The organism is Pseudomonas sp. TWI923, from assembly GCF_039673365.1.
Lineage (GTDB): Bacteria > Pseudomonadota > Gammaproteobacteria > Pseudomonadales > Pseudomonadaceae > Aquipseudomonas > Aquipseudomonas sichuanensis.
This window is the reverse complement of the sequence record NZ_JBDJLM010000029.1, coordinates 1-26,803: the sequence shown is the minus strand read 5'-3', so window position 1 is coordinate 26,803 and position 26,803 is coordinate 1. Positions and strand designations below refer to the sequence as shown.

Here is a 26,803-nt window from a genome sequence, read left to right as displayed (position 1 = left end):
ACGGGCGTCACATTTCAGCGCACGGTCGCCAGTTCGTGACCACAGGCCAGGCAGTGGCTGAGCCATTCGCCGAGGAACAGGTTGAGCTGGGCCTTCTCGTCGGGCTGGTGCATCGCCGTGTTGGGGTACGGGTAGATGCTGTGCAGGCGGCGGGTATGCTCGGCGCTGACCACTTCGGCCATCCGCGCGTCGTGATACACCTGCACCTCAAGCTCGGGCACCGGCAACCACGGCAGGCTGTGCTCCTGACGCACCCGCAGGGTGGTGGTATAGGGGCAGGCCAACAGCACTTCGAGCACCAGCACGCCGAGCATCTGGTCGCCCTGGGTCATGCCGATGCGCCGCGAGCTTTGCGTGGTGCGCATCTCCGGCAGCAGGCGCATCAGGCGGGCGTAGTTGGCCTCGCAGGCCGTCTGCAGCCCGACCAGGTCGACTCGATAACGCTCGCGCAGCAGGTTCACTTCCACATACCTCGTACTTCGTCACGGTTGAGCGCCAGCCATTGCAGGCCGATGATCGTCGCGGCATTGCAGATGCGCCCGTCGCGCACCGCCTGCAGCGCATCCTCGAACGCCCACACCCGCACGCGGATATCCTCGCTCTCTTCTTCCAGGCCATGCAGGCCACCGGCCCCTTCACTGACGCAACGGCCGAGGAACAGATGAACGTATTCATCGCTGCCGCCCGGGGACGGGAAGTAGCAGGTCATCGGCCACAGCGCGCTGAAGGTAAGGCCAGCTTCTTCATCGGCCTCGCGATGGGCGACTTCTTCCGGCTGTTCGTCCTTGTCGATCAGGCCGGCCACCATCTCGATCAGCCACGGATTGGCCACCTTGCCTATGGCGCCCACCCGGAACTGCTCGATCAGCACGACTTCGTCGCGCTGCGGGTCGTAGGGCAACACGCAGACCGCGTCATGGCGCACGAACAGCTCGCGGGTGAACTCACGGCTCATGCCCCCGGCGAACAGTTCATGGCGCAGGTGCAGCTTGTCGAGCTTGTAGAAGCCCTTGAACAACTGCTCGCGCTTCGCGATCTCGACTTGGCTGGGCACCGAATTCAACGTGTCCGTCATGCAAACTCCTCATTACCTCGTTTACCGCATCGCGCAATCCTACTCTGCGCGCCGCCCGGTTTCATCCCTTTGTGGCGACCGTTCGGGCACTCGGGACAGGCGCTACGCTCTCTGTTAGCTTAGTGGCGAACTGAAGGCCGCGCAGGCGGTCCAAGGCCGATCATCACCGTTGTGCAAGGATCATCATGACGCTAGTCAAACTGACTTCCGTGGCCGTGCTGGCAGTCGCCCTGAGCGCCTGCCAGAGCCTGTTCACGCCCAACTACCGGGCACCGCTCGAGGTCAAGCGCGACGCCTGGGAGCACGTAAAACCCGGCTGCAGCGAGAGCGACTGCCCGCTGGTGAACATCGACACCGTGCACTTCCCGGCGCTGCCCAAGCTCGACGCCATCGTCGAAAAACGCCTGCTGCAACTGACCGAGGACAACCAGCGCGGTACCCCGCCAGCCTCGCTGCAGGCCTATGAGCAGCAGTACCTGGCCCGCGCCGACAAGCGCAACAGCAGCTACCTGCAAGCCAAGGTACGCGAGCAGCATGACGGGCTGGTGATCATCGAGCTGTCCAGCTACCTCGACAGCGGCGGCGCCCACGGCATGCCCGGGCGTGGCTTCATCAACTACTCGCGCAAGCTGGACAAGGTGCTGACCCTGGACGACATGCTGGTGCCCGGCCAGAAAGAGACCTTCTGGAAGACCGTCGAGGAGTCCCACCGCGCCTGGCAGATCAGCACCGGCGTGGACAAGGACCCCGAGTTCGTCAAGACCTGGCCGTTCAAGCAGTCGCCGCACATTGCCCTGACCTACGGCGCGGTGATCGTCAAGTACGAGGTTTATGCCATCGCGCCCTACTCCATGGGCCACGTCGAGCTGAAGATCCCCTACCCGCGCCTCAACGGCGTGATCAGGCCTGAGCTGTTTCCCGGCCGCGGCTGATCGACAGCAGCCCGTGCAACACCCCTGCCAGCAGCAGTGCCGGCAGGGTCGCCCCTAGCTCCGGTGCCTGATTGGCCATGACATGGTAGGCCACCACGCCCACCGCCCAGGCCAGCAGCGCTTGCCAATGCAGCCCGTCGACCAGCGCCGGCAGGCGCCGACGGCGGACCACGAAGTGATCCACCAGCACCACGCCGAACAGCGGCGCGAACACCGAGCCGATCAACAGCAGGAAGTTCTGGTACTGGGCCAAGGGCGCCAGCAGTGCGATCAGGGTGCACAGCACGCCGATGGCCAGCGCCAGGTGCTCGACCTTCATTTTCACCAGCAGGCCGGTTGAAACCGCTGCCGAGTGAATATCGGCAAAGGCGTTCTCCGACTCGTCGAGCAAGATCAGCAGCAGCGGAATACCCAGCCCGGCGCCAGCCAGGGCCAGCAGCAGTGCATTCACTTCGCCGCTCGGGGCGAAGGCCAGGGTGTAGGCCACGCCCAGGCTCATCAGCCAGGCATTGCCAATGAAGAAGCCCAGCGCGGTACCGCCGAACACCCGGCTGGCGCGCTTGCCGAAACGCGAATAGTCGGCGATCAACGGCAGCCACGACAGCGGCATGGCGATGACGATATCGAAGCCCAGCGCCAGCGACAGCGACCCGTCACCCGGGCGGCGCCACAGCTCGGCCAGGTCCGCCTTGGCGAACAGGTTCCAGGTCAGCCACAGGCAAGCGCCGAGCAGCAGCCAGATCCCCCACTTGCGCAGCACCTTGCGCACGAACGCCAGGGGCCCGCTGACCGCCAGCAGGGTGGCCAGGGCGCCAAAGCACAACGTCCACAGCAGCGGGCTGTTCCAGCCACTGTCCTCGCCGAAGGTGCGCGCGCCCAGCAGGCTCGCGGCATCGCGCATGACGATGATCTCGAATGAACCCCAGCCCACCAGTTGCAGCAGGTTGAGCAGTGCCGGCAGGCGCGCGCCGTGGCGGCCCAGCGACAGGCGCAGGGTGGCCATGGCCGACAGGCCGGTGTCGCTGCCGATCACGCCGGCCGCCGCCAGCAGCAACACGCCCACCGCCGTGCCCAGGGTGATCGCCAGGATCGACCCGGCCAGGCCCAGGCCCGTGGCCAGCAGCCCGCCGACCTGCAGGACCATCAGGCCGATACCGAGCGAGAACCACAGCGAGAACAGGTCGCGGGCGCCGAACTGGCGGTGATGGAGGGGGACCGGGTGGTCGGGGGAGAAGTGGCTGGGTGTTGTCATTGTTGTTTACCGGTTACCTGAAGAAGAGCGCTGAAACGTGGGAGCGGGCTTGCCCCGCGATGGCGTCGTTGAGTCCAACATCGCCATCGCGGGGCAAGCCCGCTCCCACGCCAATCACGTTAGCTCGAGAAGGTCAGACCTTCTGGTACAGCTGGCTGCCTTCCTGGCGGAACCGCTCGGCCTGCTCGCGCATGCCCTGCTCGGCCGTCACATCGACGCTGTCGATCTTCGCGGCATACTCACGCACTTCCTGGGTGATCTTCATCGAGCAGAACTTCGGCCCGCACATCGAGCAGAAGTGCGCGACCTTGGCCGACTCCTTGGGCAGCGTCTCGTCGTGGAACGAGCGCGCGGTGTCCGGGTCCAGGCCGAGGTTGAACTGGTCTTCCCAGCGGAACTCGAAGCGTGCCTTGGACAGCGCGTTGTCGCGGATCTGCGCGCCCGGGTGGCCCTTGGCAAGGTCGGCGGCATGGGCGGCGATCTTGTAGGTGATGATGCCGGTCTTGACGTCATCCTTGTTCGGCAGGCCCAGGTGCTCCTTGGGCGTGACGTAGCAGAGCATGGCGCAACCGAACCAGCCGATCATCGCCGCACCGATGCCCGAAGTGATGTGGTCGTAACCCGGTGCGATGTCGGTGGTCAGCGGGCCGAGGGTGTAGAACGGCGCCTCGTCGCAGCACTCCAGCTGCTTGTCCATGTTCTCCTTGATCAGCTGCATCGGCACGTGGCCCGGGCCTTCGATCATGCATTGCACATCGTGCTTCCAGGCGATCTTGGTGAGCTCGCCGAGGGTTTCCAGCTCACCGAACTGGGCGGCGTCGTTGGCGTCGGCGATCGAGCCCGGACGCAGGCCGTCGCCCAGCGAGAAGCTGACGTCGTAGGCCTTCATGATTTCGCAGATCTCGTCGAAGTGCGTGTACAGGAAGTTCTCTTTGTGGTGCGCCAGGCACCACTTGGCCATGATCGAGCCGCCGCGGCTGACGATGCCGGTGACCCGCTTGGCGGTCAGCGGCACGTAGCGCAGCAACACGCCGGCGTGGATGGTGAAGTAGTCCACGCCCTGCTCGGCCTGCTCGATCAGGGTGTCGCGGAACAGCTCCCAGGTCAGGTCTTCGGCAACGCCATTGACCTTTTCCAGGGCCTGGTAGATCGGCACGGTGCCGATCGGTACCGGCGAGTTGCGGATGATCCACTCGCGGGTTTCGTGAATGTGCTTGCCGGTGGACAGGTCCATGACCGTGTCCGAACCCCAGCGGATGCCCCAGGTCAGCTTGGCCACTTCTTCCTCGATCGAGGAGCCCAGGGCGCTGTTGCCGATGTTGCCGTTGATCTTCACCAGGAAGTTGCGGCCGATGATCATCGGCTCGAGTTCGGTGTGGTTGATGTTGGCCGGGATGATCGCGCGGCCACGGGCGATTTCTTCGCGGACGAACTCGGGGGTGATCTCTTTCGGGATGTTGGCACCGAAACTGTGGCCGGCGTGCTGCTGGCTCAACAGGCCGGCGGCGCGGGCTTCCTGCAGCTTCATGTTCTCGCGGATGGCAACGTATTCCATCTCGGCGGTGATGATGCCCTGGCGGGCGTAGTGCATCTGCGAAACGTTGGCGCCGGGCTTGGCGCGGCGCGGGTTGCGCACATGGGCAAAGCGCAGCTTGGTCAGCTCGGCATCGTTCAGGCGCTGCTGGCCGAAGTTCGAGCTCAGGCCTTCGAGGCGCTCGGTGTCGCCACGGGCGTCGATCCACGCCGAGCGCACATCGCCCAGGCCCTTGCGCACGTCGATGACGACGTTGGGGTCGGTGTACGGGCCGGAAGTGTCATAAACCAGCACCGGGGCGTTCTTTTCGCCGCCGAAGTCGGTGGGGGTGTCGTGCAGGCTGATTTCACGCATGGGCACGCGGATGTCGGGGCGCGAACCTTCGACGTAGACCTTGCGCGAATTGGGCAGGGGTTGTACGGACTGTTGGTCGACTTGGGCCGACTCGCTCAGGCTGATAATTTTTTCTTGTTTGCTCATCACAGGCTCTCCAGACAGCTTCCTAGCGGGCGGAATGTCGGGGTGAACCTGAAAGGCGCGGACGCACTCGTGGTGACGAGTGCAGTGCCGGATATGGGGTGCCATGAGCTGCATGCAGCTGTGACGATCCCGGACCTGGCACAAGAGGCTCCCGGGAAGTGAGAGCAATCTTGTTCCCTACGCAGGCGCTAACCTGATCAGGTTCAACGGGATCCGCAACTTTGCGATCTCAGCCTTTGCATCAAGGCACCCCGACAAGAACCTGCGCAGTCTAAGCTGGAGTGGTCGGCAAAGCCAAGCAGGTATTTGGGGGCATGACAAATGGCACAAACAGTGGATTGTTGATGCCTGCGCGTGGCACTACACTGGCGCACCGCTCGATACCCGACAGTACAGTAATTAAATCTTGATCAAGGATTGCCCTATGCTGCGCAAACTCTCACTGGCGATTGCCGTGTCTTGTGCGACCCACGGAGTGGCGTGGGCAGTGGATACGCCCACCACGGTCAAGACCGACCTGGTCAGCGTCTACCAGGAAGCGGTCGACAACAATGCCGACCTGGCCGCCGCCCGCGCCGACTACGGCGCCCGCCGCGAAGTGGTGCCACAGGCCCGCGCCGGCCTGCTGCCCAACCTGTCGGCCGGTGCCGAAATGATGAACACCCGCACCAAGATCGATGACCCGTCGATCACCTCCAACCGCAGCGGCAACTCCTGGAGCGCCACCCTGGCCCAGCCGATCTTCCGCGCCGATCGCTGGTTCCAGCTGCAAGCCGCGGAAGCCGTCAACGAGCAAGCCGCGCTGGAGCTGTCGGCCACCGAGCAGAACCTGATCCTGCAAACCGCCGAGAACTACTTCAGCGTGCTGCGCGCCCAGGACAACCTGGCCTCGACCAAAGCCGAGGAAGCCGCGTTCAAGCGCCAGCTGGACCAGTCCAACGAGCGTTTCGACGTCGGCCTCTCGGACAAGACCGACGTGCTGCAATCCCAGGCCAGCTACGACACCGCCCGGGCCAACCGGATCATCGCCGAGCGCCAGGTGCAGGACGCCTTCGAGGCACTGATCACCCTGACCAACCGCCAGTACAGCTCGATCCAGGGCGTGGTCCACACCCTGCCGATCCAGGTGCCGACCCCCAACGACGCCAAGGCCTGGGTCGAAACCGCCGGGCGCCAGAACCTCAACCTGCTGGCCACCAACCACGCGGTCGATGCCGCCGAAGAGACCCTGCGCCAGCGCAAGGCCGGCCACGCGCCGACCCTCGATGCGGTGGCCAAGTACCAGAAGGGCGACAACGACAGCCTGGGCTTCACCAATCCCTCGCAGAACGGCATCCGTTACGGTGGCGATGTGGAGCAGACCAGCGTCGGCCTGCAGTTGAACATTCCGATCTACAGCGGCGGGCTGACCAGCTCGCAAGTGCGCGAGGCTTACCAGCGCCTGAGCCAGAGCGAGCAGCAGCGCGAGAGCCTGCGCCGCCAGGTGGTGGAGAACACCCGCAACCTGCACCGCGCGGTGAACACCGACGTGGAACAGGTGCAGGCGCGCAAGCAGTCGATCATCTCCAACCAGAGTGCGCTGGAGGCCACCGAAATCGGCTACCAGGTGGGTACCCGCAACATCGTCGATGTGCTGGATGCCCAACGCCAGCTGTACACCTCGGTGCGCGACTACAACAACAGCCGCTATGACTACATCCTCGACAACCTGCGCCTGAAGCAGGCGGCGGGGACGCTGAGCCCGCAGGATCTGCAGGACCTGGGGCGGTACCTGAAGGCCGACTACAACCCCGACAAGGACTTCCTGCCACCGGACCTGGCGGCGGCGGCGGCGGCGGCGAAGAACTTCGAACGCAGGCCTTGATATCGGCGCTGGCCCCTTCGCGGGTAAACCCGCTCCCACAGGTACATCGCAAGGCTCAAGGCCAGTGGTGTACCTGTGGGAGCGGGTTTACCCGCGAAGAGGCCAGTGAGCCTGTCAGCGAATGAACTGCGCCAACCCATCCAGCAACCGCTGCAACGCGCCCTGGTTGGCCTGCATCACCGCCCTGCCCGCCTCGCCCATGCGTCGGGCATCCTGCGGCAGTTCGACCAAGCGGCGTACCGCGCCAGCCAGCCCCTCGGCATCGTCCACCTGCTGCAACGCCCCCGCCTCACTCAGCATCGCGCTGATCTCGAGGAAGTTGAACACATGCGGCCCCATCAGCACCGGCAACGCCAGCGCCGCGGGCTCCAGCGGGTTGTGCCCGCCGGTGGCCACCAGGCTGCCACCGACAAAGGCAATGTCGGCCAGGGCATAGAGGAACAGCAGCTCGCCCATGGTGTCGCCCAGCAGCACCTGGGTCTGGGCCTGAACCGCCTCCCCGCTGGAACGGCGCACCGTGGCGAACCCGGCGCTGCACAGGGCATGTACCGCATTGAACCGCTCGGGGTGGCGCGGCACCAGGATCAGCAGCGCATCGCCGTGCACCTGGAGCAGTTGCCGATGCGCCTCGAGGATCAGCGCATCCTCGCCGTCATGGGTGCTGGCGGCGATCCACACCGGGCGCTGCGTCGCCCCCCATTGCTCGCGCAACGCCCGGGCGCGGGGCAGCAGTTGCTCATCGATCTTCAGGTCGAACTTGATCGAACCCGTCACCTGCACGCATTCGCTGCGCGCGCCAAGGCTGCGAAAGCGCTCGGCCTCGGTCTCGGTCTGCACGGCGATCAGGCTCATTTCCTCGAGCATCGGCCGGGTCAGGCCGGCAAAGCGGGCATAACCACGCGCCGAGCGCTCGGACAACCGCGCATTGGCCAGCGCCACCGGGATGCCGCGCTTGGCACACTGGTGGATATGGTTCGGCCACAGCTCGGTTTCCATGATGATGCCCAGCTTCGGGCGCACATGGTCGAGGAAGCGCCCGGCCGCCCATGGCAGGTCATAGGGCAGGTAGCAGTGCTGGACCCGCGGCTCGCCTTCGAACATCGCGCGGATGCGCTCCGACCCGGTCGGGGTCATGCAGGTCAGGGTGATCGGCAGGTCCGGATACTGCTTGAGCAGCGCGCGAACCAAAGGCGCGGCGGCGATGCTCTCGCCCACCGACACCGCATGCACCCAGATCCCGCCCTGCTTGAGCGGCGGTAGCTTGCAGGCGAAGCGCTCATGGATGCGCGTACGATACGCCGGCGCCTTGCGCCCGCGCAGGAACAGGCGCAGCGCGACCAGCGGCAGGCCCAGGTGAAACAGCAGGGAGTAGAGGGTTCTGTTCATGGCGGCGGAGTTTACCCGATCGCACGCAGGTGCACGGCAAAACGCTCGGCCAGCCATTGCGCCGCCGGCCCCAGCGGCTCGTCACGGCGCCAGGCCAGCTCGGCCACCAGCGCGGGCGGGCGCCACTCGCTGTCCAGCTCGACCATTTGTGCCTGGTAGGTGGGGTACTGCACCACGTGGCGCGGCAACCAGGCCCAGCCCAGGCCGCGCATCAGCAGCTCGGCCATGGCGTAGAAGCTGTCGGCCCGCCAGACCTGCGGGCTGATCGCCTCGCCGCCCGGGTAACCGCTCTGCTGTGGGGTGATCAGCAACTGGCGATGACGCGCCAGTTGCTGACGGCTGACCTTGCCCTGCCCTGCCAACGGGTGGCCGATGGCGCACACGGTGACCATCTCGACGCTGCCCAGGGCGCGCCGCTCCAGCGAGGAGGGAATGCTTTCGTGGTGGAAGAACAGGCCCAGATCGGCACGTCGCTCCACCAGCTTGCGCGCCACATCGCCCTGGGCGCCGCTGGCCAGCTGCACTTCCAGGAAGGGGTAATGGGTGGCCAGTTCGTCGAGGCTGTCGATCACCGGCTGATAGGGCATGGCCTCATCCTGGGCCACCCGCAGCAAGGCTTCCTGGCCGCGCATCAGGGCCAGCGCCCGGCCATCCAGGCGTTCGCACTGGCGCAGCAGTTCACGGGCATCTTCCAGCAAGGCCGCGCCGCTTTCGGTCAGGCGCGGCTGGCGGCCACTACTGCGCTCGAACAGGGTCACGCCCAGGTCCGTCTCAAGCAGGGCAATGGCCGTGCTCACCGCCGATTGCGCCTTGCGCTGCTCGCGCGCCACGGCGGAGAACGAGCGCAGTTCGGCGGTGCGCACGAACAGACGCAATTGCTCCAGGTTCCAGTGTTCGGTCATGGCCAGCCTATCTCCATTACAGATAGGTAATGACTTTACCCCATCCCAGCTTCCCCTAGAATGCCCGACCAGCAACGGAGGAAACGAACCATGAACGCCTATACCTATCTCGCCATCGCCATCTGCGCCGAAGTCATCGCCACTGCTTCCATGAAAGCGGTCAAGGGCTTGAGCACGCCGTTGCCGCTGCTGCTGATGATCTGTGGCTATGGCGTGGCGTTCTGGATGCTCACCCTGGTGGTGCGCAGCATCCCGGTGGGCATCGCCTACGCCATCTGGTCGGGGCTGGGCATCGTGCTGATCAGCGTCGCCGCGCTGGTGATCTATGGGCAGAAGCTGGATGTGCCGGCAATGCTGGGCATGGCCATGATCGTCGGCGGGGTGGTGGTGATCCAGGTGTTTTCCAACACCGCCGGGCATTGATCCACAGGGCACCTGTGCCTGGCGGGGGCCTGTATACTGCGCACCTGTCCCAGCTTTAGAGGTGCCCGCATGCCATCCGCCATTTCCACCGACGTGCTGATCGTCGGTGCCGGGGTCGCCGGCCTCTGGCTCAATGCCCGCCTGCGCAAGCAGGGTTATTCGACCGTACTGGTAGAACGCGCCAGCCTGGGCGGCGAGCAGACCATCAAGTCGCAAGGCATCATCCACGGCGGCACCAAGTACGCCCTGCACGGCGCCCTGACCGGCGCCTCCGAGGCCATCGCCGACATGCCGCGGCGCTGGCGCGAAGCCCTCGCCGGCACGGGCGAGCTGGACCTGACCGGCACCCGCCTGCTGTCCGATGCCCACTACCTCTGGTCCCCCGGCACCCTGGCCGGCAACCTCACCAGCTTCTTCGCCAGCAAGGCCGTGCGCGGCCGGGTCGACCAGGTCAAGGGCGAGCAATTGCCGCCGGCCCTGCAGGACCGCGCTTTCAAGGGCAAGGTGTACCGCCTGGCCGAACTGGTCATCGACGTCCCCAGCCTGCTGGCCAACCTGGCGCAGCTGGCCGGTGACAGCCTGCTGGCCGGCGAGCGCATCGAACCCCTGCGCGAGGGCGACGAACTGGTCGGGCTGAACGTCGATGGCCGCGAAATCCGCGCCCAGCGCATCGTCCTCAGTGCCGGTGGCGGCACCGAGGACCTGCTGCACGCCCTCGGCCTGAACCAGCCGACCATGCAGCGCCGCCCGCTGCACATGGTTCTGGCCAAAGGCCCGAACCTCAAGCCGCTGTATGCCCACTGCCTGGGCGGCGGGCCCAAGCCGCGCATCACCGTCACCACCCACCCGGCAGCCGACGGCCAGTGGGTGTGGTACCTCGGTGGCGACCTCGCCGAAGCCGACGGCGTCGCCCGCGAACCGGCCGCGCAGATTGCCGCCGCGCAAAAAGAAGTCGCCGGCCTGTTGCCCTGGGTCGATCAAAGCCTGATCCGCTGGGCCACGCTGCGCATCGACCGTGCCGAACCTGGGCAATCAGGCCTGGTGCGCCCGGACAACGCCTTCCTCGCCGAGCAGCAGCGCCTGCTGGTGGGCTGGCCGACCAAACTGGCCCTGGCGCCGGACCTGACCGACCGCGTGCTGGCCAGCCTCGAGCGCGACGGCATCCGCCCGGCCGCCCGCCCCGACCTTACCGACCTGCCGCGCCCGCCACTGGGCGTGCCGGCCTGGGAGCAACTGCTGCCATGAGCCTGCCGACCCTGCACGACCATCACCGCGCACTGGGCAGCACCGGCCTGCGCGTTTCGCCACTGGGCCTGGGCACGGTCAAGCTCGGCCGCGACCAAGGCGTGAAATACCCCAACGGTTTCACCATCCCCGATGACGAAGCCGCCCGCCTGCTGCTCGCCCAGGCCCGCGAACTGGGCATCAACCTGATCGACACCGCTCCGGCCTATGGTCGCAGCGAGGAGCGCCTCGGCCCGCTGCTGCGTGGCCAGCGCGACGAATGGGTGATCGTCAGCAAGGTCGGCGAAGAGTTCGAGGCCGGCCAATCGCGCTTCGACTTCAGCGCCGCGCACACCCGCCGCTCGGTGGAGCGCAGCCTCAAGCGTCTGGAAACCGACCGCATCGAACTGGTGCTGGTGCACTCCGACGGCAACGACCTGACGATCCTCGAGCACGAAGCGGTTTATGAAACCCTTGCCGCACTCAAGCAGGAGGGCAAGATTCTCGGCTATGGTTTCTCTGGCAAAACCGTTGCCGGTGGCCTGAAAGCCCTGGAACAGGGCGATTGCGCCATGGTCACCTACAACCTCAACGAGCAGGCGGAGCGCCCGGTGCTGGACTACGCTGCCGAGCACGGCAAGGCCATCCTGGTGAAGAAAGCCCTGGCCAGTGGGCATGTCTGCCTGGCCCCCGGGGTCGACCCGGTGCAGGCCAGCTTCGAGCTGCTGTTTGCCCACCCGGGTGTGAACAGTGCCATCGTCGGCACCATCAACCCGCTGCACCTGGCCCACAACGTGGCCACCGTCGCCCGCATCCTGGGCCGGCCCTGAGCCACCCGGGCGGGGGCCCAACGCAAGGAGGAGCCTCGTGCCGCGTACGCTGATCCGCAAGAACCCGAGCAACTTCAAGACCCTGCCGCTGCACGTCGAGGCCACCCCCGATGGCCTGACCTACCAGAGCATCGGCATGCCGCTGAACTTCGCCCAGACCTTGCAGAGGCGCAAGGCGATCCAGCTGGGCAACCCCGAACGCTTCGTGGTCGAGCTGGCCAACCTGGGCGTCTCGGTGCGCCTCACGCTGAACTGGCAGGGCCGCGACTACTGGGTGCTGGTGCGCCAGCGCCGCCAGGACCGCGGCGATGTGGTGCTCAAACTGATTTCTGGCTATGTGCCCGCCCACGAGTTGAACCTGCCGCTACTCACCGCCATTCAGGAAGTGGCCGAGGAATGCCTGCTGGAAACCCCCGAGGGCTGGTTGGGCGGGCGCTTCAACGATACCTGGCTGCCGGCCCCCTATGCCGCCGCCCTGCACTACCGCGAAGCGCCACCCTTCGTGCTCTCACCCGAATCCGGCGCCGCCCGCCCGGTGCACTGTGCCAACCTGATGCTGCTGGAACGGCCACGGGCCTACGTGCACCTGCCGACGGCCTCGCTGCAGTTGATCTATGACCTGCGCCTGCAGGTGCCCAGGGACGCCAAGCCGCTGAGCCTCTTCCACGTCGATGAACGGCTGGAAGGTGATCAACTGGTGGCGCGGCTGAACCGCAAGCGCCCGGACCTGTACCTGATGCCCTTGAAGGATGGCCAGCCGCTGCCTGAGCTCTACACCCTGAAGAAGGACCAGCTGCTGCCGGCGAGTACGCGTGGGGTGTGGCTGGCAGAAAGCTTTGCGCGCCAGGAGGGTTGGGTGGTGCGCGATGAGCGGGTGCGCTGGCGGGATTGGCTGAAGCAACAGGGCCTGGCGGAGCAGCGCAAGCCGGAAACGCACCTGCAGCGCTTCAGTGACAAAGCCCGCGAGTTGCTCGAGCGAGCGCGGGGCACACTGCACAAATGATCGCGGGGCAAGCCCGCTCCCACGCTGCATCAGCGATGTGGGCTGCACCCATAAAGTGGGACACCAATCCAACCCTTGGGGCAGTCCAGTTCGTGGGAGCGGGCTTGCCCCGCGATTGCTACAGCATCAGTGCTTGCGGATCTTCTCGACGATGGCGGTGGTCGAGCTGTTCTCGACCAGCCCCAGCACCTTCACCGTACCGCCGTAGGCCTTGACGATATCGGCGCCGACCACCTGGTCGATGCCATAGTCGCCGCCCTTGACCAGCACATCCGGCTTCACCTGGCGCAGCAGGTTCTCCGGGGTGTCTTCAGGGAAGCTGATCACCCAGTCCACCGCACCCAGCCCAGCCAGCACGGCCATGCGCCGGTCGACGCTGTTGATCGGCCGTCCCGGGCCTTTCAAACGACTGACCGAGGCATCGTCGTTGATCGCGACAATCAGCCTGTCGCCTTGGGCGCGCGCTTGCTCCAGGTAGGTCACGTGGCCGGCATGGAGGATGTCGAAGCAGCCATTGGTGAAAACGATCTTCTCGTTGTGCGCACGGGCATCGTCGATCGCCAACAGCAACTGCTCCAGGCCCAGCACACCACGCTCGGAACCTTCTTCGCGCTGGATGGCCCGGCGCAGTTCCGGGGCACTGATGGCCGCCGTACCGAGCTTGCCCACCACGATGCCGGCGGCCAGGTTGGCCAAGGCGACGGCGTGGGGCAGCTCTTCACCGGCAGCGATGGCGGCGGCCAGGGTGGAGATCACGGTATCGCCGGCACCGGTGACATCGAACACTTCACGGGCCCGGGCCGGCAGATGCAAGGCCGGGTGACCGGTACGCAGCAGGGTCATGCCGTGCTCGCCACGGGTCACCAGCAGCGCCCCCAGGTCGAGCTCGTCGAGCAGGGTGAGGCCCTTGGCGACCAGTTCGGCCTCGTCGGCACAACGGCCAACGATCGCCTCGAACTCGCTCAGGTTGGGCGTGATCAGGCTGGCGCCACGGTAGATGGAGAAATCCTTGCCCTTGGGGTCGGCCAGCACCGGAATGCCTTTGGCCCGGGCGGCCTGGATCAACGCCTGGTGGTTCTTCAGCGCGCCCTTGCCGTAGTCGGAGAGCACCAGCACCTTGATCCCTTCGAGCAGGCCGTCGACCTCGGCGCCCAGCGACAGCGCGTCGGTGGCGAAGGGTTCTTCGAAGTCGATGCGCAGCAGTTGCTGGTGACGGCTCATGACCCGCAGCTTGACGATGGTCGGCTGGTGCGCGATGCGCTGGAAGATCGAGCGCACACCGGCGGCCTGCAGGCTGTTGGCGAGGCTGTCGGCAGCCTCGTCCTGGCCGGTGACGCCGACCAGCGCGGCTGGCGCGCCCAAGGCGGCGATGTTCAACGCGACGTTGGCCGCACCGCCGGGGCGATCTTCGATCTGATCGACCTTGACCACCGGCACCGGCGCTTCAGGCGAAATACGTGAAGTACCGCCATGCCAGTAGCGGTCGAGCATGACATCGCCGACCACCAGTACCGGGGCTTGATCGAAACGCGGCATGGACAACTTCATGGGCAACCCATATGAAAAAGTGAACAGGGGCAGGATATTAGCACAGGGTCGAGGATGGCTTTACGGCCACCTTCACTGTGGACAACTGCAGTGACAATCGGGGCCATGCAGGCCCCGATCTTTGAGGTTTCAGGTGATATCGGCGTTTTCCGGCGCATCCAGGCCCATGGCATGCAGGCGGGCATAATAGCCATTGGCCGCCAACAGCTCGGTGTGGGTACCGCGCTCCACCAGCCGACCCTGGTCCATCACCAGGATCATGTCGGCCTTCTCGATGGTCGACAGGCGGTGGGCGATCACCAGGGTGGTACGGCCTTGCATCACATGGTCCAGGGCCGCCTGGATATGCCGCTCGGACTCGGTATCCAGGGCCGAGGTGGCCTCGTCGAGGATCAACAGCGGTGCGTTTTTCAGCAGCGCCCGGGCAATCGCCAGGCGCTGGCGCTGGCCGCCGGAGAGCAGCACGCCGTTCTCGCCGACTTCGGTGTCGAAGCCCTTGGGCAACTGGTCGACGAACTCCTTGGCATAGGCATCTGCGGCCGCGGCTTCGATGTCTGCGCGCGGCGCGCCGGCCAGGTCGCCGTAGGCAATGTTGTTGGCCACGGTGTCGTTGAACAGGGTGACGTGCTGGGTCACCTGCGACACGTGCCGGCGCAGGTTGCGCAAGCGGTACTCCTCGATCTCCACGCCATCGAGCAGGATCTGCCCTTCACTGTGGTGATAGAAGCGCGGGATCAGCGCCGCCAGAGTGGACTTGCCGCTGCCGGAACGGCCGACCAGGGCAATCATCTGCCCAGGCTCGGCGGTAAAGCTGATATCGCTGAGCACCTGGCGCTCGGTGCCGGGGTAGGTGAAGCTGAGGTTGCGCACTTCCAGGCGGCCTTCGACCCGCACCTTCTCGACGGTGCCGTTATCAACCTCAGGCGCTTCGTCGAGCTGTTCGAAGATGCTCTCGGCACCGGCGAGGCCTTTCTGGATGGTCGAGCTGACCTCGGAAAGCTGGCGGATTGGCTTGGGCAACAGGCCCGCGGCGGTGATGTAGGCGACCATGTCACCGGCCGACGCATCGCCGCGCAGGAACAGCACCAGGAACATCAGCGCGGCCATGGCGGTGTAGATCACCAGCTGCAGCATCGGCGTGTACAGCGCGCCGGTCTTGGTCATACGCAGTTGCTTGTCGGTGTTGCTCTGGCTGGCGTTGTCGAAGCGCTGCTGCTCGTAGGCCTCGCCGCCGAAGCTGCGCACCACGCGGTAGCCCTGGATGGTCTCGGAGGCGACGTGGGTCACGTCGCCCATGGCCACCTGGATCTTCTTGCTCTGCTTGCGGAATTTCTTGCTGGCGGTACTCACCATCACCGCGATCACCGGCAGGATGGCGAGCATGACCAAGGTCAGCATCCAGTTCATCCACAACAGGTAGACGAACAGGAAGACCACGGTCAGGCCCTCGCGGATCACCACCTTGATCGCATCGGTGGCGGCACCGGTGACCATGGTCACGTTGAAGGTGATGCGCGAGATCAGGTGCCCGGAGTTGTGGTTGTCGAAATAGCGGTTGGGCAGCACCAGCAACTTGTTGAACAACTCGACCCGCAGGTCGTGCACCAGGCACAGCGAGACCTTGGCCAGGAAGTAGTTGCCCAGGAACGAACCCAGGCCCTGCCAGGCCGCGATCAGGATGATCAGCAGCGGCACGGCCTGCAGCAGTTGCAGGTCGCGCAGGTAGGGCACATTGGGGAACAGCACGGCCTCTGGGTTGCTCAGGCCGTCGACGAAATACTTGAGAATGCCGGCCAGCATCGGCTGGGTAGAGGCGAAGATCACGAACCCGACGATGCTCAGCAGGAAAATGCCGACGTAGGGTTTCACGTAGCCCAGCAGCCTGAAGTAGATCTTCAGGCTGGAGGAGTTCTCCGCCGGGAGCGGTGTTTCGGCCATCATCGAGCTCGCTGTTCAGGTTGAACCGGCGATTTTACCACAGGGTTGTTGCCGTTCATGTGCCCAGGGCAACAACATCACCAGCGCCACCGGCAGCCAGCTGATGAACCATTCGGCGCGCGGGGTGCCAGTCAGGCTGGCGGCGTCGAACTGCATGGCCAGGGTGGAGAACACCCAGAAGCCGAACAGGACCTTGCCGAACAGCGTGGCTCGGGCCCGCACGATCTCGCCCAGGGCGAACAGCCAGACCGCCGTCCACAGCAGCATGCCGGGCAGGCCCAGCTCCACGGCGACGTGGGTGAACATGTTGTGGGTGTGATCGAACTCAAGGCCGACTGCATGAACCCGATAGAAGGCGCCCAGGCCAAGGCCGGTCAGCGGGTGCTCGCTGATCATCTGCATGGCCGCCTGGAAGATCTCCGGCCGGTACGATGAACCCCGCTGGGTGATCAAGCCGTACATCAGGTAGAAGGCCACGGCAGTCGCCAGGGCCGCCAGCAGTGCGAACAGGGCGCTGCTGCGAGTGCGATGCCAGAGCGGTGCCAGGAGCACCGTCGCCACCAGCGCCAGGGCCGCACCACGGCTCTGGCTGAACACCACGAAGGCGCCCAGGCAGGCCAGCGCAAGCGCCCAAGCCAGTTGCAGGCCGCGCTGGCGCGGGTTGCTGTACAACAGCCACAGCGCTGCCGCTGCGACCACATAGCCACCCAGGATCGGGTGGGAAATTTCACCGATACCCTCGATGCGGGCTACCAGTGGCTGGCCCTGCAGACCATAGAAGCGCACCACCGAAATCAACGCCGCCAGCGCCAGCAACCCGCCGCCCAGCATCAACAGGCGCCAGATGCGTTCGATACCCGCCTGCGCCAACAGAGGGAATGCCATCAGGAACAGCAGGATGTACACCAGCCGCTTGCCTTCGCGCGAGACATCCTCGGCGGTGGACCAGGCCAGTGTCACGGCACTCCAGGCCAGCAAGCCCAGCAGCGCGAGCCACAATGCCGGCTGGCGGCGCCAAGCCTCGATGAACACCTGCCGAGCCGACCAGGCCAGGCCCAGTGTGGGCAACCACAGGAACAGGACCAGGCCCTGTTGATAAACCTTGTTGCTCGGCGCCAGTGCAATCGCCGCCAGGAACCAGACAAAACCCAGCCCCAGCCAGGCCTTGGCCCAGCGCTTTTCGTACAACATCCCTTTCCCCCGTTGGAACCCTGAAACACCAGCATGGTGCTAACAGATAATTTTCGGCATTATTGCCGGTCATTTTGCCTGCCCATGAAGACAAGGCCAGAACTCATGCAATGCTCCCGGCTCTCCCAGACCGACTTCGATCGGCTGATACTCGGCGCCAAGGTGCTAGAGGCAGATAGCCATGGTGCCAAAGTCTACCTGCTTGAAGATGGAAATATCCTCAAGGTTTTTCGTCGCAAGCGTCTGATTTCATCTGCGCTGCTGCGCCCGTACTCGCAGCGCTTCATCGACAACGCCCGGCACCTGGCGCAACTGGGCTTGCCCACCCTGGAAGTGATCAGCCATTACAAGCTGCCACTGCCTGGCCGCACTGCCGTGCTGTATCGCCCACTGCCGGGCGATACCCTGCTGGGCCTCTCCCGCCAACCCGGCTTCAGTTGGGACAACCTGCTACCGCAGCTGATCGAGCTGGTCCGGCGCCTGCATCGCTCGGGTATCTACTTCCGCTCGCTGCACCTGGGCAACGTGGTGCAGACCCCCGAAGGGCTGCTGGGGCTGATCGACGTGGCCGACATGCGTTTCCTGCGCGCGCCGCTTTCATCGCGGATGGTGCGACGCAACGTGCAGCACATGGCGCGGTACATCGAGCGCGAGCAACTTGCCCAGCAGTTCCCCCTCGCACAGTTCCAGGCGGCCTTGATCGGCCAGTGATGCTCAGCCCCCCAGCAGGCTTGCCGAGCCGGCCTTGAACGCCGCCCAGCCCTGCTCGGGCGCCAGCGCCTGCCATTGCTCCCGCGCCACTGCCGCGCCATCGCGCGTGACGCAGTTGGCGATGGCCTCGGCCCAGCAGTGCTGGTCGCCGACGGGCAGATAAAAGCCCGCTTCACCCAACTGCTCACGGAACACCGGCAGGTCGCTGCAGATCACCGGTACTGCGGACAGTACCGCCTCCTGCAGCACCAGCCCCAGACCTTCCGAGTGCGAGGGCACCAGCAACCAGTCGAACGCCGGATACAACCGCGCCAGATCGTCACGATGGCCGCAGAAACGCACGCTGTCGGCCACCCCCAGCGCCTCGGCACGAGCCTGCAAGTGCGTACGCAGCTCGCCATCCCCCAGGATTGCCAACTGCGCGCCTGGCATACGCATGCGCGCCTCGGCGAAGGCTTCTATCAGCATCGCAAAGCCTTTGCTCTCCACCAGCCGCCCCACCGCGCCCAGCACCGGCCCTCCCTCCGCCAGCCCCAGCGCCTGGCGGGCTTGTTCACGCCCCAGCAACTGCTGACAGAACGCGTGCGGGTCAAGGGCGATGCGCACCGTTCGCACCGGCCGCCCAAGATCCTGCTCAAGCGTGCGCGCCAGCGTGGCCGACACCGCCGCGACCTGCAGGCGCTCGGCCGGGAACTGGCGGAACAGGCGCACATCCTTGGCATTCAGGCGGGTCGCCCCATGGAACAGCACAGCTACCTGCACGCCGGGCAGGCGGTGCAGCAGCGGCAGCAGCAGGCGGGCGACGCCGACGCCATCCAGCAGCAGCACATCGGCAGCCGCCTCACGCAGCGCACGCAACATGCGCCAGCGCACCCAGGACAACGCCAGGCGGTGGGGCATGCGCCCCTTGAGCACCCGCGACGGCAAATTCCAGCTACGCGTTTTCCCGATACCGCTGCTCAAGCCATCGCCAAGCAACAGCCAGTTGCAGACCTGCCCCCCCATCGGGGCATGCGCCAGCACTTGGCGGTGGACAGTGTGTACGGACATGAACGGTGTACCACCCGACCACATCACATTGACGATATTCAACGGTATCGCGCCCCTACGGTCATACGGATGGGCCAGCCAGCTCTTCGATCAGCCGATGCGCATCAGCAATCGCTGCCAGAAGGTCAGCGGCGGATGCGGCCGCAGAGGGGGCTCCATGTGTTCGACAATACTTCGGCCAACCTGGGCAAAGCTGAAGCGCGACGTTGCCAGCTCGCGCCCGTTGGCGGCAATGCGCGCCGCCAGCGCCGGGTCGTCACGCAGTTGCCGCAACTTGGCCTGCAGCGCCGGGATGCTGTCGTACAGCACCACGTTGTGCATATCGACCAGGCCCAGAGCACGATTCTCCTCCTCGCCCTGGTCGTAGGCCAGTAGCACGCACCCGCAGGCCATGGCCTCGAAGTTCTTGATCATGTATTCGCCCATGCCGACGTCGGCACTGACGAAAAAGCGGATGCGATTGAGGGTGTTGCAGTAGTCCTCACCAGACTTGGTGCGGGTCACCACCAGGTTTTCCACCTGCCCCAGCTCGTCCAGCAGCGCCTTGCGGCCGCTGTAGGCAACGCTGTTGGTACTGCCTACGAAAGCCAGTTCGATATCGCGCTCACGCCCCTGGTCGGTCAACAGCTGCTCGTCGTAGCCCTTGGGCACGAACACGGCGTCGAAGCCCTCCTGGCGCAGGCGCTCACTGACCATGTATCCGGAGCTGATCACCCGCGCCCACGGCAGCTGCCGGTAATGCGCGCTGAACTTGCCGGTGTACTTGCAGGGGATGTAGTTCTGGTAGGCGTCGTGCTCGAGGATCACCAGGTTGGGGATGCTGCGAATGAATGCGACCTGGCGGATCTCCTGCTTGAAGCGCAGGAAGAACACGATGCGGTCATAGCGCGTGACGTCGACTTCACGCTTGAAGTAGCGGCGCAGGTTGCGCTGGTCTTCGTCGCTCACCCAACGCAGGTCGCAGTCGCAGTGGGCCGCGACGCCGTCATACAGGCGGTCGAGAATCGCCCGTTGTTCCTTCTGCACCAGAAATAGGACTTTCATTGCGTTCCTCGGGCGCTCGGCGCTATCGCGGTCATCATGGGTCAGGCTCACAGGTCGCGGCGCCAGAACAGCTCGTGCCGGCGAACGGCCTTGCGGAAAAATTCGTTCTCGCCATAGGGCGATGGCCGGCGCCCCGCCAGCCAGCGTTGCAGCAGGCGGCGCAAACGGCGTTTGAAAGCGGCCGGGGGCTGCAGGTCGTGCATCATGCCCAGGGCCATGGCTTTGTCACGCTGGGTCGCGGTGTCCAGCACCAGGCTGCAGGGCGCCCAGGCTTCACTGCTCTCCATCTGCGGCGGCAAGGCCACGCCATCACCGCTGTCGCCCATCGGCCAGCGGTCGTTGTCGTGCAGGTGGTTGGCGTAGCACAGCAAGGTTTCCGGCTGCCAGGCCAAGCCTTGCAGCGCTTCGTGCACCGCGGCCTGGGCGCAGATGTGGTCAGGGTGCGGGTCGAGGGTCGGGTGCGGCATCACCAGCACTTGCGGCCTGGCCAGCTCCAGCAGCGCGCGCAGGTCGGCCAGCAGGTTGTGCCAGGTAGGCGCGCCGTCGGCATCGGCAGGCAGCGGGAACGGGTTGAAGCAGCGGAACGGGCGGGTATCGGCCATGTCCGCTTCACGCGAACCCTGTGGCTGGTCCGGCGCCGCCTGCATGGCGGGCAATTGCAGGCAAAAATAGCCCAGCTGCACGCAACGCTCTTGCGGCACTCCTGCCCAACGAGGCACGGCGATACTGTCCCAGGCCCGCAGCCGGCCCTTGAGCCGCGCTGCCTCGGCCTTCTGCATACCCATCTGCTGGTAATGCTCGGCTTCGATCTCGCCAGCGGTCAGGGTGACTACCCAGGTTTCCTCGGCCTGGCTGTACAAGCCATAGGCAGCCAGCTCTGCGTCGTCGGCGTGGGGCGCGATCACCATCACCCGACGCTTGCGCAACTCGATGGCCGGGGTTATCCACAGGCGCGGCGTTCCCTGCAGCCGGCAATGGCGCCCGCGCAGGCGCAACGTGCCCGCCGCCAGGGGCTCGGCCAGGCCGGTGAGGTTGAGGTAACGCACGCCGTTGGCGCCGCGCTCGAAGGTCTGCACATCACGCCCCGTGCCGCCCAGCAGCTCGACGCGCGGATCGAGGAAGCGCCCCAGCCAGCCGCTCTTGATGCCGACTTCAAGGATCAGCGTCTCATCGCCCTGCAAGGCGGCATCGGTGCGTAGCAGATCACCTTGCAGCGTCGCGCCAGCCTCGCGGGTCTGCTCACCGAAACGGTAGGCATAGTCTTCACCGGGGGCATAGAACAGGTGGTCGGCGAACCACGCCTCATGCGCGGCCCATAGCAGTGGCAGCAGCAACAGCGGCAGCCACCACCAGCTGAACAGCCCCAGCGCGACCAGCAGCACCAGCCCGGCCAGCAGCCCCAAGCGCTTGTTGCGCCGATGGCGCTTGAGCAGTTGCTGCTTGCGGCTCACGACTGGAACACCGGCACAGGGTTGCACCAACGGTCCTTGTACTCACGATCGGCACGGCCAAAGGAGAACCGCAGCGCCTTGCCACAGCTGTTGGCATCCTCCCAGGCGGCCTGGGTGTTGAGGAAGCTCAGCACGCTGCCGGGGCTGAACGCCTTGGTTTCAGGGTCGACACCACCGTTCACGTATTCGACGCTGATCCACTGCGGCGCCTCGACGCGGTACACCAGCTGGATGGCAATGGGGGCATCGTTGAGGAACAGCACCGAACCGACCAGCAGCTCGCGCAGGCGCTCGACCACTTCGGCCATGTGCGCCGCGCCGGTGGCCGGGAAGCCCCAGCGGCGCTGGAACAGGTCGCAGTACATGGCGGCGATCTGCGCCGAAGTGAAATCAGCGATCGGCCGCACTTGCCCGCCCGCCTCTTCCAACAGGCGCAGCTCGCGGCGCTGGTTGTAGCGGAACTTCTTCGACAGGTCCTCATGCGCGCGGGCCATGGCCAACTGCTCGGGCTGCGCCTTCAGGCCGCTGAAGCGGCCCTGGTTGAGCTCCGACAGGTAGCGCCCGGCATGACGCAGCGGCGCGGCCGCATCGGCGGCGGCCGGCAGAATGATCTCGGCATTGCCCAGGTCGAACAGGCCCTTCTTGCCATGGCGCTTGAGCACGTCCTTGGACAGCGCCAGGTGGCGCCCCCACACCGGCAAGGCGGCCTTGATCTCACCAGCCTGTGGATAACCGAGGTAACGCACCGGGATCTGCGCCAGGTCGGCCAGCTGCTCGATCACCCGCGGATGGGTGGCGACACTGCCACCGAAACGCTGCCAGGCCTCGTTGTAAGCAGCCGCATCGATGACCTGCCAGCCGCGCTCGCGCCAGCCCTGGATAAAGTTGAGCATCAGGCCTCCGCAACCAGGGCACGGACTTGCGGCAGTTGCCAGAAGGTTTCGCGTACCGCCCGATCACTGAACCGCTCACCCAGGCGCTGCAGCATGTGCTGGGCACAGGCCGCCTGCTGCTGCGGGTCCAGCCCGGCCAGGTGCTTCAGGCCCTGGGCCAGCTGCGCGGTATCACCCAGCGGGAACAACACGCCAACACCTTCGACCACCTCGCGCGCACCGCCGCAGGCCGTGGCCAGCAGCGGTACGCCGGCGACCATGGCTTCGAGCAGGACCATGCCGAACGGCTCATGGTCGGAACTCAACGCGAAGACATCGAACGCCTTGAAATAGCGACGGGCATCCGGCACCTGGCCGAGGAAGTCGACCTGCGCGGCAATCCCCAACTCGGCGGCCAGCGCCTTGAGGTTCGACTCCAGGCGGCCCTTGCCCAGGATCGCCAGGCGCGCTCCGGCCGGCAGCCCCGGCAGTGCCTCGGCAAAGCCGCGCAGCAGGGTGGCCTGATCCTTGTCCGGGTGCAGGCGGCCGACATTGCCGACCACCCAGGCCTGCTCGTCGAGCCCCAGGGCCCGGCGCGCCTCGGTGCGTGGCACCAGGCTGGCCTGCAGCGCCTCGACATCGATGCGGTTGTAGAGGGTCTGGATACGCTCGGCGGGCCACTGCGCCAGGCAGCGGCGCATATCGTCACGCACGGCGTCCGATACCCCGAGCAGGCTCAGTCGCTGACGGAACAGGTTGGCGAACAGCCGCCGCCCCTTGCGTTCGTAGTCGCCAAAGGCATGGTGCACACCAATCACCGGTAAGCCGGTGCCCAGCAGCGCCACGTAGATCGGCTTGAAGCGGTGGGCGATGCAGAACTTGAAGTCGCGCTGCGCGGCGATCTTGCGCAGCGCGGCGATGGCGCCCAGCTTCAGGCCGCGCACGGCCTTGGAGCTGAACTCCAGGAACAGCACCTCGTCCGAGGCGCAGCCTGCCGCTACCTGCGCGTCGGCTGCCCCGGTGAGGAACACGGTGGTGACCTTGTAGCCGCTGCCCTGGAACAGGCTGGCGTATTGACGGGCACAGTCGAGGAACGGCCCGTCATAGCCATGGCAGAACTGCAGGATCCGCGGCTCAGAGCGGCTGGTCATAAGGCGCCGCGCCGTCCTTGACCACCAGGATGTCTTCCATGATCAGGTACTGCAGGTCCGAACCGAAGAACATGTTCAGGGCATCGGTCGGCGAGCAGATCATCGGTTCGCCACGGCGGTTGAGCGAGGTGTTCAGCGACACGCCGTTGCCAGTGAGGTTTTCCAGCGCCTTCATCATGTCGTAGTAGCGCGGGTTGTACTCGCGCTTGAGCACCTGGGCACGGGAGGTACCGTCCTCGTGGACCACTTCCGGCACGCGGGTCTTCCACTCTTCAGCCACTTCGAAGGTGAAGGTCATGAAGGGTGCCGGGTGGTCGATCTTGATCATCTGCGGCGCGACGGTGTCGAGCATCGACGGGCAGAAAGGCCTCCAGCGCTCGCGGAACTTGATCTGGTGGTTGATGCGGTCGGCCACGCCCGGCACGCTCGGGCAACCGATGATCGAACGACCACCCAGGGCACGCGGGCCGAACTCCATGCGGCCCTGGAACCAGGCCACCGGGTTGCCGTCGACCATGATCTTGGCGATCTGCTCGGGCATGTTCTCGAGCTTGCGCCAGACAGGCTTGCTCGGGTGGCGGGCGCAGGCGGCGATCACGTCTTCATTGGAGTACGCAGGGCCGAGGTAGACGTGTTCCATCTTCTCGACCGGCACGCCACGGGCGTGGGACACATAGGCCGCCGCACCGACAGCGGTACCGGCGTCGCCGGAGGCCGGCTGCACGAACAGCTCCTTGACGTCCGGGCGGGCGATGATTTTCTGGTTCAGCTTGACGTTCAGCGCGCAGCCACCGGCGAAGGCCAGCTTGCCGGTTTCTTTCAGCGTGTCGCCCAGGTAGTGGTCGATCATCTGCAGGGCCAGCTTCTCGAACAGCGCCTGCATGCTCGCCGCGTAGTGGATGTACGGCTCGTCGGCGATGTCGCCTTCGCGTTTCGGGCCCAGCCACTCGATCAGCTTGGGCGAGAAGTAGAAGCCCTTGCCCTTCTCTTTATAGCGGCGCAGGCCGATGACGTTGGCGTACTCGGTGTTGATCACCAGTTCGCCGTTTTCAAAGCTGGCCAGGCGCGAGAAGTCGTATTTGCTGGCGTCGCCGTACGGCGCCATGCCCATGACCTTGAACTCGCCGTCGAGCATCTCGAAACCGAGGAACTCGGTGATCGCGCCATACAGGCCACCCAGCGAATCCGGGTCGAAGAACTCCTTGATCTTGTGGATCTTGCCGTTCTCGCCATAACCGAAGAAGGTGGTGGCGTACTCGCCCTTGCCGTCGATCCCGAGGATCGCGGTCTTCTCCTTGAAGCCCGAGCAGTGGTAGGCACTGGAAGCGTGGGCCAGGTGGTGCTCGACCGGCTCGATCTTGATCTTCTTCGGGTCGAAGCCCAGTTGCTCCAGGCACCAGACGATCTTCTTGCGGTAGCGCTTGTAGCGGCGGTTACCCATCAACAGCGCGTCGAGGGCGCGGTCCGGGGCGTACCAGTAGCGTTTGGCGTAGTGCCAGCGGGCCTTGCCGAACAGGCTGATCGGGGCGAAGGGAATGGCCACCACATCAACGTCCGACGGCTTGATGCCGGCCTGTTCCAGGCAGAACTTCGCCGACTCGTAGGGCATGCGGTTCTTCGCATGCTTGTCACGCACGAAGCGCTCTTCTTCGGCGGCGGCAATCAGCTTGCCGTCGATGTACAGGGCCGCGGAAGGGTCATGGCTAAGGGCGCCGGACAGGCCAAGAATCGTCAGTGCCAAGGGGTTAGCCTCTCAAATCGGTAGAAGTGCGCCACCGGCCACGCAGGCGGGCGACGGCTAAAGGGGCGGGATTATAACGCAAAGATCAGGGACACACCGCCCCCTTGTGGGAGCGGGTTTACCCGCGAACACCGGCGCAGCCGGTGCCATGCACCGCGTTGACTTCTTCGCGGGTAAACCCGCTCCCACAGGGCCTGCGGCGCGCCTGCAAGACAGCGCAGCCCTGAGGGCTGGGTGATCTCCTAGAGGGTTCAGCGCCGGCTTATTCGGCGATCAACCAGTCCATGCGGTAGCTGCCTGCGGTCTGCGCCAGCTCTTTGGCCAGCCACGGCAGCAGCTCCTTGAGCTCGTCCTCCAGCCCCCACGGCGGGTTGGCGATGGCCAGGCCCGAGCCGTTCAGGCCCTGCGGGCTGTCCTGGTGATGTACGTACAGCTCCACCCGCAGCAGCTTGGGCGCGCCGGTGCTGGTCAGGTCCTGGTAGAAGCGGGTCAGCGAGCGCTGGTCCTTGATCGGGTACCAGATCGCCGCGACGGTCTGGCGCATGCGGCCGATCGCCTCTTTCATCGCCACGGTGCAGCGCTTGAGCTCGTCGGCCTGCTCGAATGGCGGGTCGATCAGCATGATCGCGCGTTTTTCCTGCACGGGCAGCAGGGCCCGCGGGATGTGCCAGCCTTCGCCCAGGTGCACGGTGACGCGCGGGTCCTTCTTCATGTTCTCTTTGAGCAGCACGCCGTCTTCAGGGTGCTTTTCGTTGAGCTGCGCACGGTCCTGCTCGCGCATCAGGCGACGGGCCAGCTCCGGCGAGCCTGGGTAGTAGCGCAGCTCGCCGTTCTTGTTCAGGCGCTTGATGACGCCCAGGTAGTCGGCGGTGACGGCCGGCAGGTCATCGCGATTCCACAAACGGGCGACGCCTTCGAGGTACTCACCGGTACGGCTCGCCTGATCGCCCTGCAGGTCGTACAGCCCCAGGCCTGCGTGGGTGTCGATATAGGCGAACGGCTGCTCCTTGCGCGACATCAGGGCGATGAGGCGGGTGAGCACGATGTGTTTGAGGACGTCGGCGTGGTTGCCGGCGTGGAAGGCGTGACGATAGTTCATGAGGACTCCTGCGGGGACGCCAAGTTTACCTTGCCTTGACGGCCGCAAAAAGCATCGCGGGGCAAGCCCGCTCCCACGCCACTTGTAGAGGCTGCGTGGGAG

The 26,803-nt window shown here is 65.6% G+C and carries 23 protein-coding genes and 1 riboswitch; of the genes, 7 read left to right on the top strand and 16 right to left on the bottom strand.

The window, feature by feature from the left end:
• Positions 1 to 14 precede the first annotated feature (14 nt).
• Complete coding sequence (locus ABE459_RS13435; RefSeq protein ID WP_110996469.1) at positions 15 to 467, bottom strand: DUF1249 domain-containing protein; 453 nt, start codon at positions 465 to 467, stop codon at positions 15 to 17.
• On the bottom strand, positions 458 to 1,075 hold the full coding sequence (locus ABE459_RS13430) for an NUDIX domain-containing protein (RefSeq protein ID WP_125465775.1): 618 nt from the start codon (positions 1,073 to 1,075) through the stop codon (positions 458 to 460). Before ABE459_RS13430 ends, ABE459_RS13435 begins: the two co-directional genes overlap by 10 nt.
• A gap of 185 nt (positions 1,076 to 1,260) precedes the next feature.
• Here ABE459_RS13430 and ABE459_RS13425 point away from each other — a divergent pair, with 185 nt between their 5' ends.
• On the top strand, positions 1,261 to 2,007 hold the full coding sequence (locus ABE459_RS13425) for an RsiV family protein (protein ID WP_125860686.1): 747 nt from the start codon (positions 1,261 to 1,263) through the stop codon (positions 2,005 to 2,007).
• Here the strand turns inward: ABE459_RS13425 and cytX are convergent.
• Both cytX and thiC read right to left on the bottom strand, forming a co-directional pair.
• Positions 1,976 to 3,259, bottom strand: coding sequence for a putative hydroxymethylpyrimidine transporter CytX (gene cytX / locus ABE459_RS13420; protein WP_125465777.1), 1,284 nt, complete (start codon positions 3,257 to 3,259; stop codon positions 1,976 to 1,978). The genes ABE459_RS13425 and cytX overlap by 32 nt on opposite strands.
• Positions 3,260 to 3,392: 133 nt before the next feature.
• Positions 3,393 to 5,273, bottom strand: a complete 1,881-nt coding sequence (gene thiC, locus ABE459_RS13415) for a phosphomethylpyrimidine synthase ThiC (protein WP_125465778.1) — start codon at positions 5,271 to 5,273, stop codon at positions 3,393 to 3,395.
• Between the two features lie 157 nt (positions 5,274 to 5,430).
• A riboswitch (TPP riboswitch) is annotated at positions 5,431 to 5,537 on the bottom strand.
• Positions 5,538 to 5,697: 160 nt separating this feature from the next.
• Here thiC and ABE459_RS13410 point away from each other — a divergent pair.
• Positions 5,698 to 7,137, top strand: coding sequence for a TolC family outer membrane protein (locus tag ABE459_RS13410; RefSeq protein WP_346648044.1), 1,440 nt, complete (start codon positions 5,698 to 5,700; stop codon positions 7,135 to 7,137).
• Between the two features lie 114 nt (positions 7,138 to 7,251).
• On the opposite strand, the gene waaA is transcribed toward ABE459_RS13410, so the two are convergent.
• On the bottom strand, positions 7,252 to 8,523 hold the full coding sequence (gene waaA, locus ABE459_RS13405; protein ID WP_323830444.1) for a lipid IV(A) 3-deoxy-D-manno-octulosonic acid transferase: 1,272 nt from the start codon (positions 8,521 to 8,523) through the stop codon (positions 7,252 to 7,254).
• An 11-nt stretch (positions 8,524 to 8,534) separates the two neighbouring features.
• On the bottom strand, positions 8,535 to 9,425 hold the full coding sequence (locus ABE459_RS13400; protein ID WP_323830445.1) for a LysR family transcriptional regulator: 891 nt from the start codon (positions 9,423 to 9,425) through the stop codon (positions 8,535 to 8,537).
• 90 nt (positions 9,426 to 9,515) lie between these two features.
• Here ABE459_RS13400 and ABE459_RS13395 point away from each other — a divergent pair, with 90 nt between their 5' ends.
• The 4 genes from ABE459_RS13395 to ABE459_RS13380 all read left to right on the top strand — a co-directional run bounded on the left by ABE459_RS13395 (position 9,516) and on the right by ABE459_RS13380 (position 12,905).
• Complete coding sequence (locus tag ABE459_RS13395; RefSeq protein ID WP_011535981.1) at positions 9,516 to 9,848, top strand: multidrug efflux SMR transporter; 333 nt, start codon at positions 9,516 to 9,518, stop codon at positions 9,846 to 9,848.
• Between the two features lie 69 nt (positions 9,849 to 9,917).
• On the top strand, positions 9,918 to 11,093 hold the full coding sequence (locus tag ABE459_RS13390) for an FAD-dependent oxidoreductase (RefSeq protein ID WP_125465782.1): 1,176 nt from the start codon (positions 9,918 to 9,920) through the stop codon (positions 11,091 to 11,093).
• Positions 11,090 to 11,902 (top strand): aldo/keto reductase, encoded by an 813-nt coding sequence (locus ABE459_RS13385; protein WP_323830446.1) that lies wholly within the window; start codon positions 11,090 to 11,092, stop codon positions 11,900 to 11,902. The genes ABE459_RS13390 and ABE459_RS13385 overlap by 4 nt, the downstream gene beginning before the upstream one ends.
• 37 nt (positions 11,903 to 11,939) lie before the next feature.
• Positions 11,940 to 12,905 (top strand): metal ABC transporter ATPase, encoded by a 966-nt coding sequence (locus tag ABE459_RS13380; protein WP_125860694.1) that lies wholly within the window; start codon positions 11,940 to 11,942, stop codon positions 12,903 to 12,905.
• Positions 12,906 to 13,031: 126 nt separating this feature from the next.
• Here the strand turns inward: ABE459_RS13380 and hldE are convergent, their stop codons facing one another.
• The 3 genes from hldE to ABE459_RS13365 form a co-directional block, all read right to left on the bottom strand.
• A complete protein-coding gene (gene hldE / locus ABE459_RS13375) occupies positions 13,032 to 14,453 on the bottom strand; it encodes a bifunctional D-glycero-beta-D-manno-heptose-7-phosphate kinase/D-glycero-beta-D-manno-heptose 1-phosphate adenylyltransferase HldE (RefSeq protein ID WP_110995812.1) in 1,422 nt (473 codons plus the stop codon).
• Between the two features lie 129 nt (positions 14,454 to 14,582).
• Positions 14,583 to 16,391 (bottom strand): lipid A export permease/ATP-binding protein MsbA, encoded by a 1,809-nt coding sequence (gene msbA / locus ABE459_RS13370; protein ID WP_323830447.1) that lies wholly within the window; start codon positions 16,389 to 16,391, stop codon positions 14,583 to 14,585.
• A 15-nt stretch (positions 16,392 to 16,406) separates the two neighbouring features.
• Positions 16,407 to 17,582 carry an O-antigen ligase family protein gene (locus ABE459_RS13365; RefSeq protein WP_323830448.1) on the bottom strand — a complete coding sequence of 392 codons (1,176 nt, stop codon included), beginning with the start codon at positions 17,580 to 17,582 and terminating at the stop codon, positions 16,407 to 16,409.
• Positions 17,583 to 17,687: 105 nt separating this feature from the next.
• On the opposite strand from ABE459_RS13365, the gene ABE459_RS13360 reads away from it, so the two are divergent.
• A complete protein-coding gene (locus ABE459_RS13360) occupies positions 17,688 to 18,293 on the top strand; it encodes a toluene tolerance protein (RefSeq protein ID WP_323830449.1) in 606 nt (201 codons plus the stop codon).
• A gap of 3 nt (positions 18,294 to 18,296) precedes the next feature.
• On the opposite strand, the gene ABE459_RS13355 is transcribed toward ABE459_RS13360, so the two are convergent.
• The 7 genes from ABE459_RS13355 to rlmJ all read right to left on the bottom strand — a co-directional run bounded on the left by ABE459_RS13355 (position 18,297) and on the right by rlmJ (position 26,701).
• A complete protein-coding gene (locus tag ABE459_RS13355) occupies positions 18,297 to 19,385 on the bottom strand; it encodes a glycosyltransferase (protein ID WP_323830450.1) in 1,089 nt (362 codons plus the stop codon).
• Positions 19,386 to 19,433: 48 nt separating this feature from the next.
• Entirely contained in the window at positions 19,434 to 20,387 is a 954-nt protein-coding gene (locus ABE459_RS13350; RefSeq protein WP_258705229.1) for a glycosyltransferase, read from the bottom strand.
• A gap of 47 nt (positions 20,388 to 20,434) precedes the next feature.
• Complete coding sequence (locus ABE459_RS13345; protein WP_323830451.1) at positions 20,435 to 21,838, bottom strand: PIG-L family deacetylase; 1,404 nt, start codon at positions 21,836 to 21,838, stop codon at positions 20,435 to 20,437.
• Positions 21,835 to 22,731 (bottom strand): antimicrobial resistance protein Mig-14, encoded by an 897-nt coding sequence (locus ABE459_RS13340; protein ID WP_125465790.1) that lies wholly within the window; start codon positions 22,729 to 22,731, stop codon positions 21,835 to 21,837. Before ABE459_RS13340 ends, ABE459_RS13345 begins: the two co-directional genes overlap by 4 nt.
• Positions 22,731 to 23,861 carry a glycosyltransferase gene (locus ABE459_RS13335; RefSeq protein ID WP_323830452.1) on the bottom strand — a complete coding sequence of 377 codons (1,131 nt, stop codon included), beginning with the start codon at positions 23,859 to 23,861 and terminating at the stop codon, positions 22,731 to 22,733. The genes ABE459_RS13340 and ABE459_RS13335 overlap by 1 nt, the downstream gene beginning before the upstream one ends.
• Positions 23,845 to 25,602: a carbamoyltransferase gene (locus tag ABE459_RS13330; RefSeq protein WP_110995804.1), complete on the bottom strand. Its 1,758-nt coding sequence runs from the start codon at positions 25,600 to 25,602 to the stop codon at positions 23,845 to 23,847. The genes ABE459_RS13335 and ABE459_RS13330 overlap by 17 nt, the downstream gene beginning before the upstream one ends.
• A 262-nt stretch (positions 25,603 to 25,864) precedes the next feature.
• Positions 25,865 to 26,701: a 23S rRNA (adenine(2030)-N(6))-methyltransferase RlmJ gene (gene rlmJ, locus ABE459_RS13325; protein WP_125465792.1), complete on the bottom strand. Its 837-nt coding sequence runs from the start codon at positions 26,699 to 26,701 to the stop codon at positions 25,865 to 25,867.
• Positions 26,702 to 26,803: the final 102 nt, after the last annotated feature.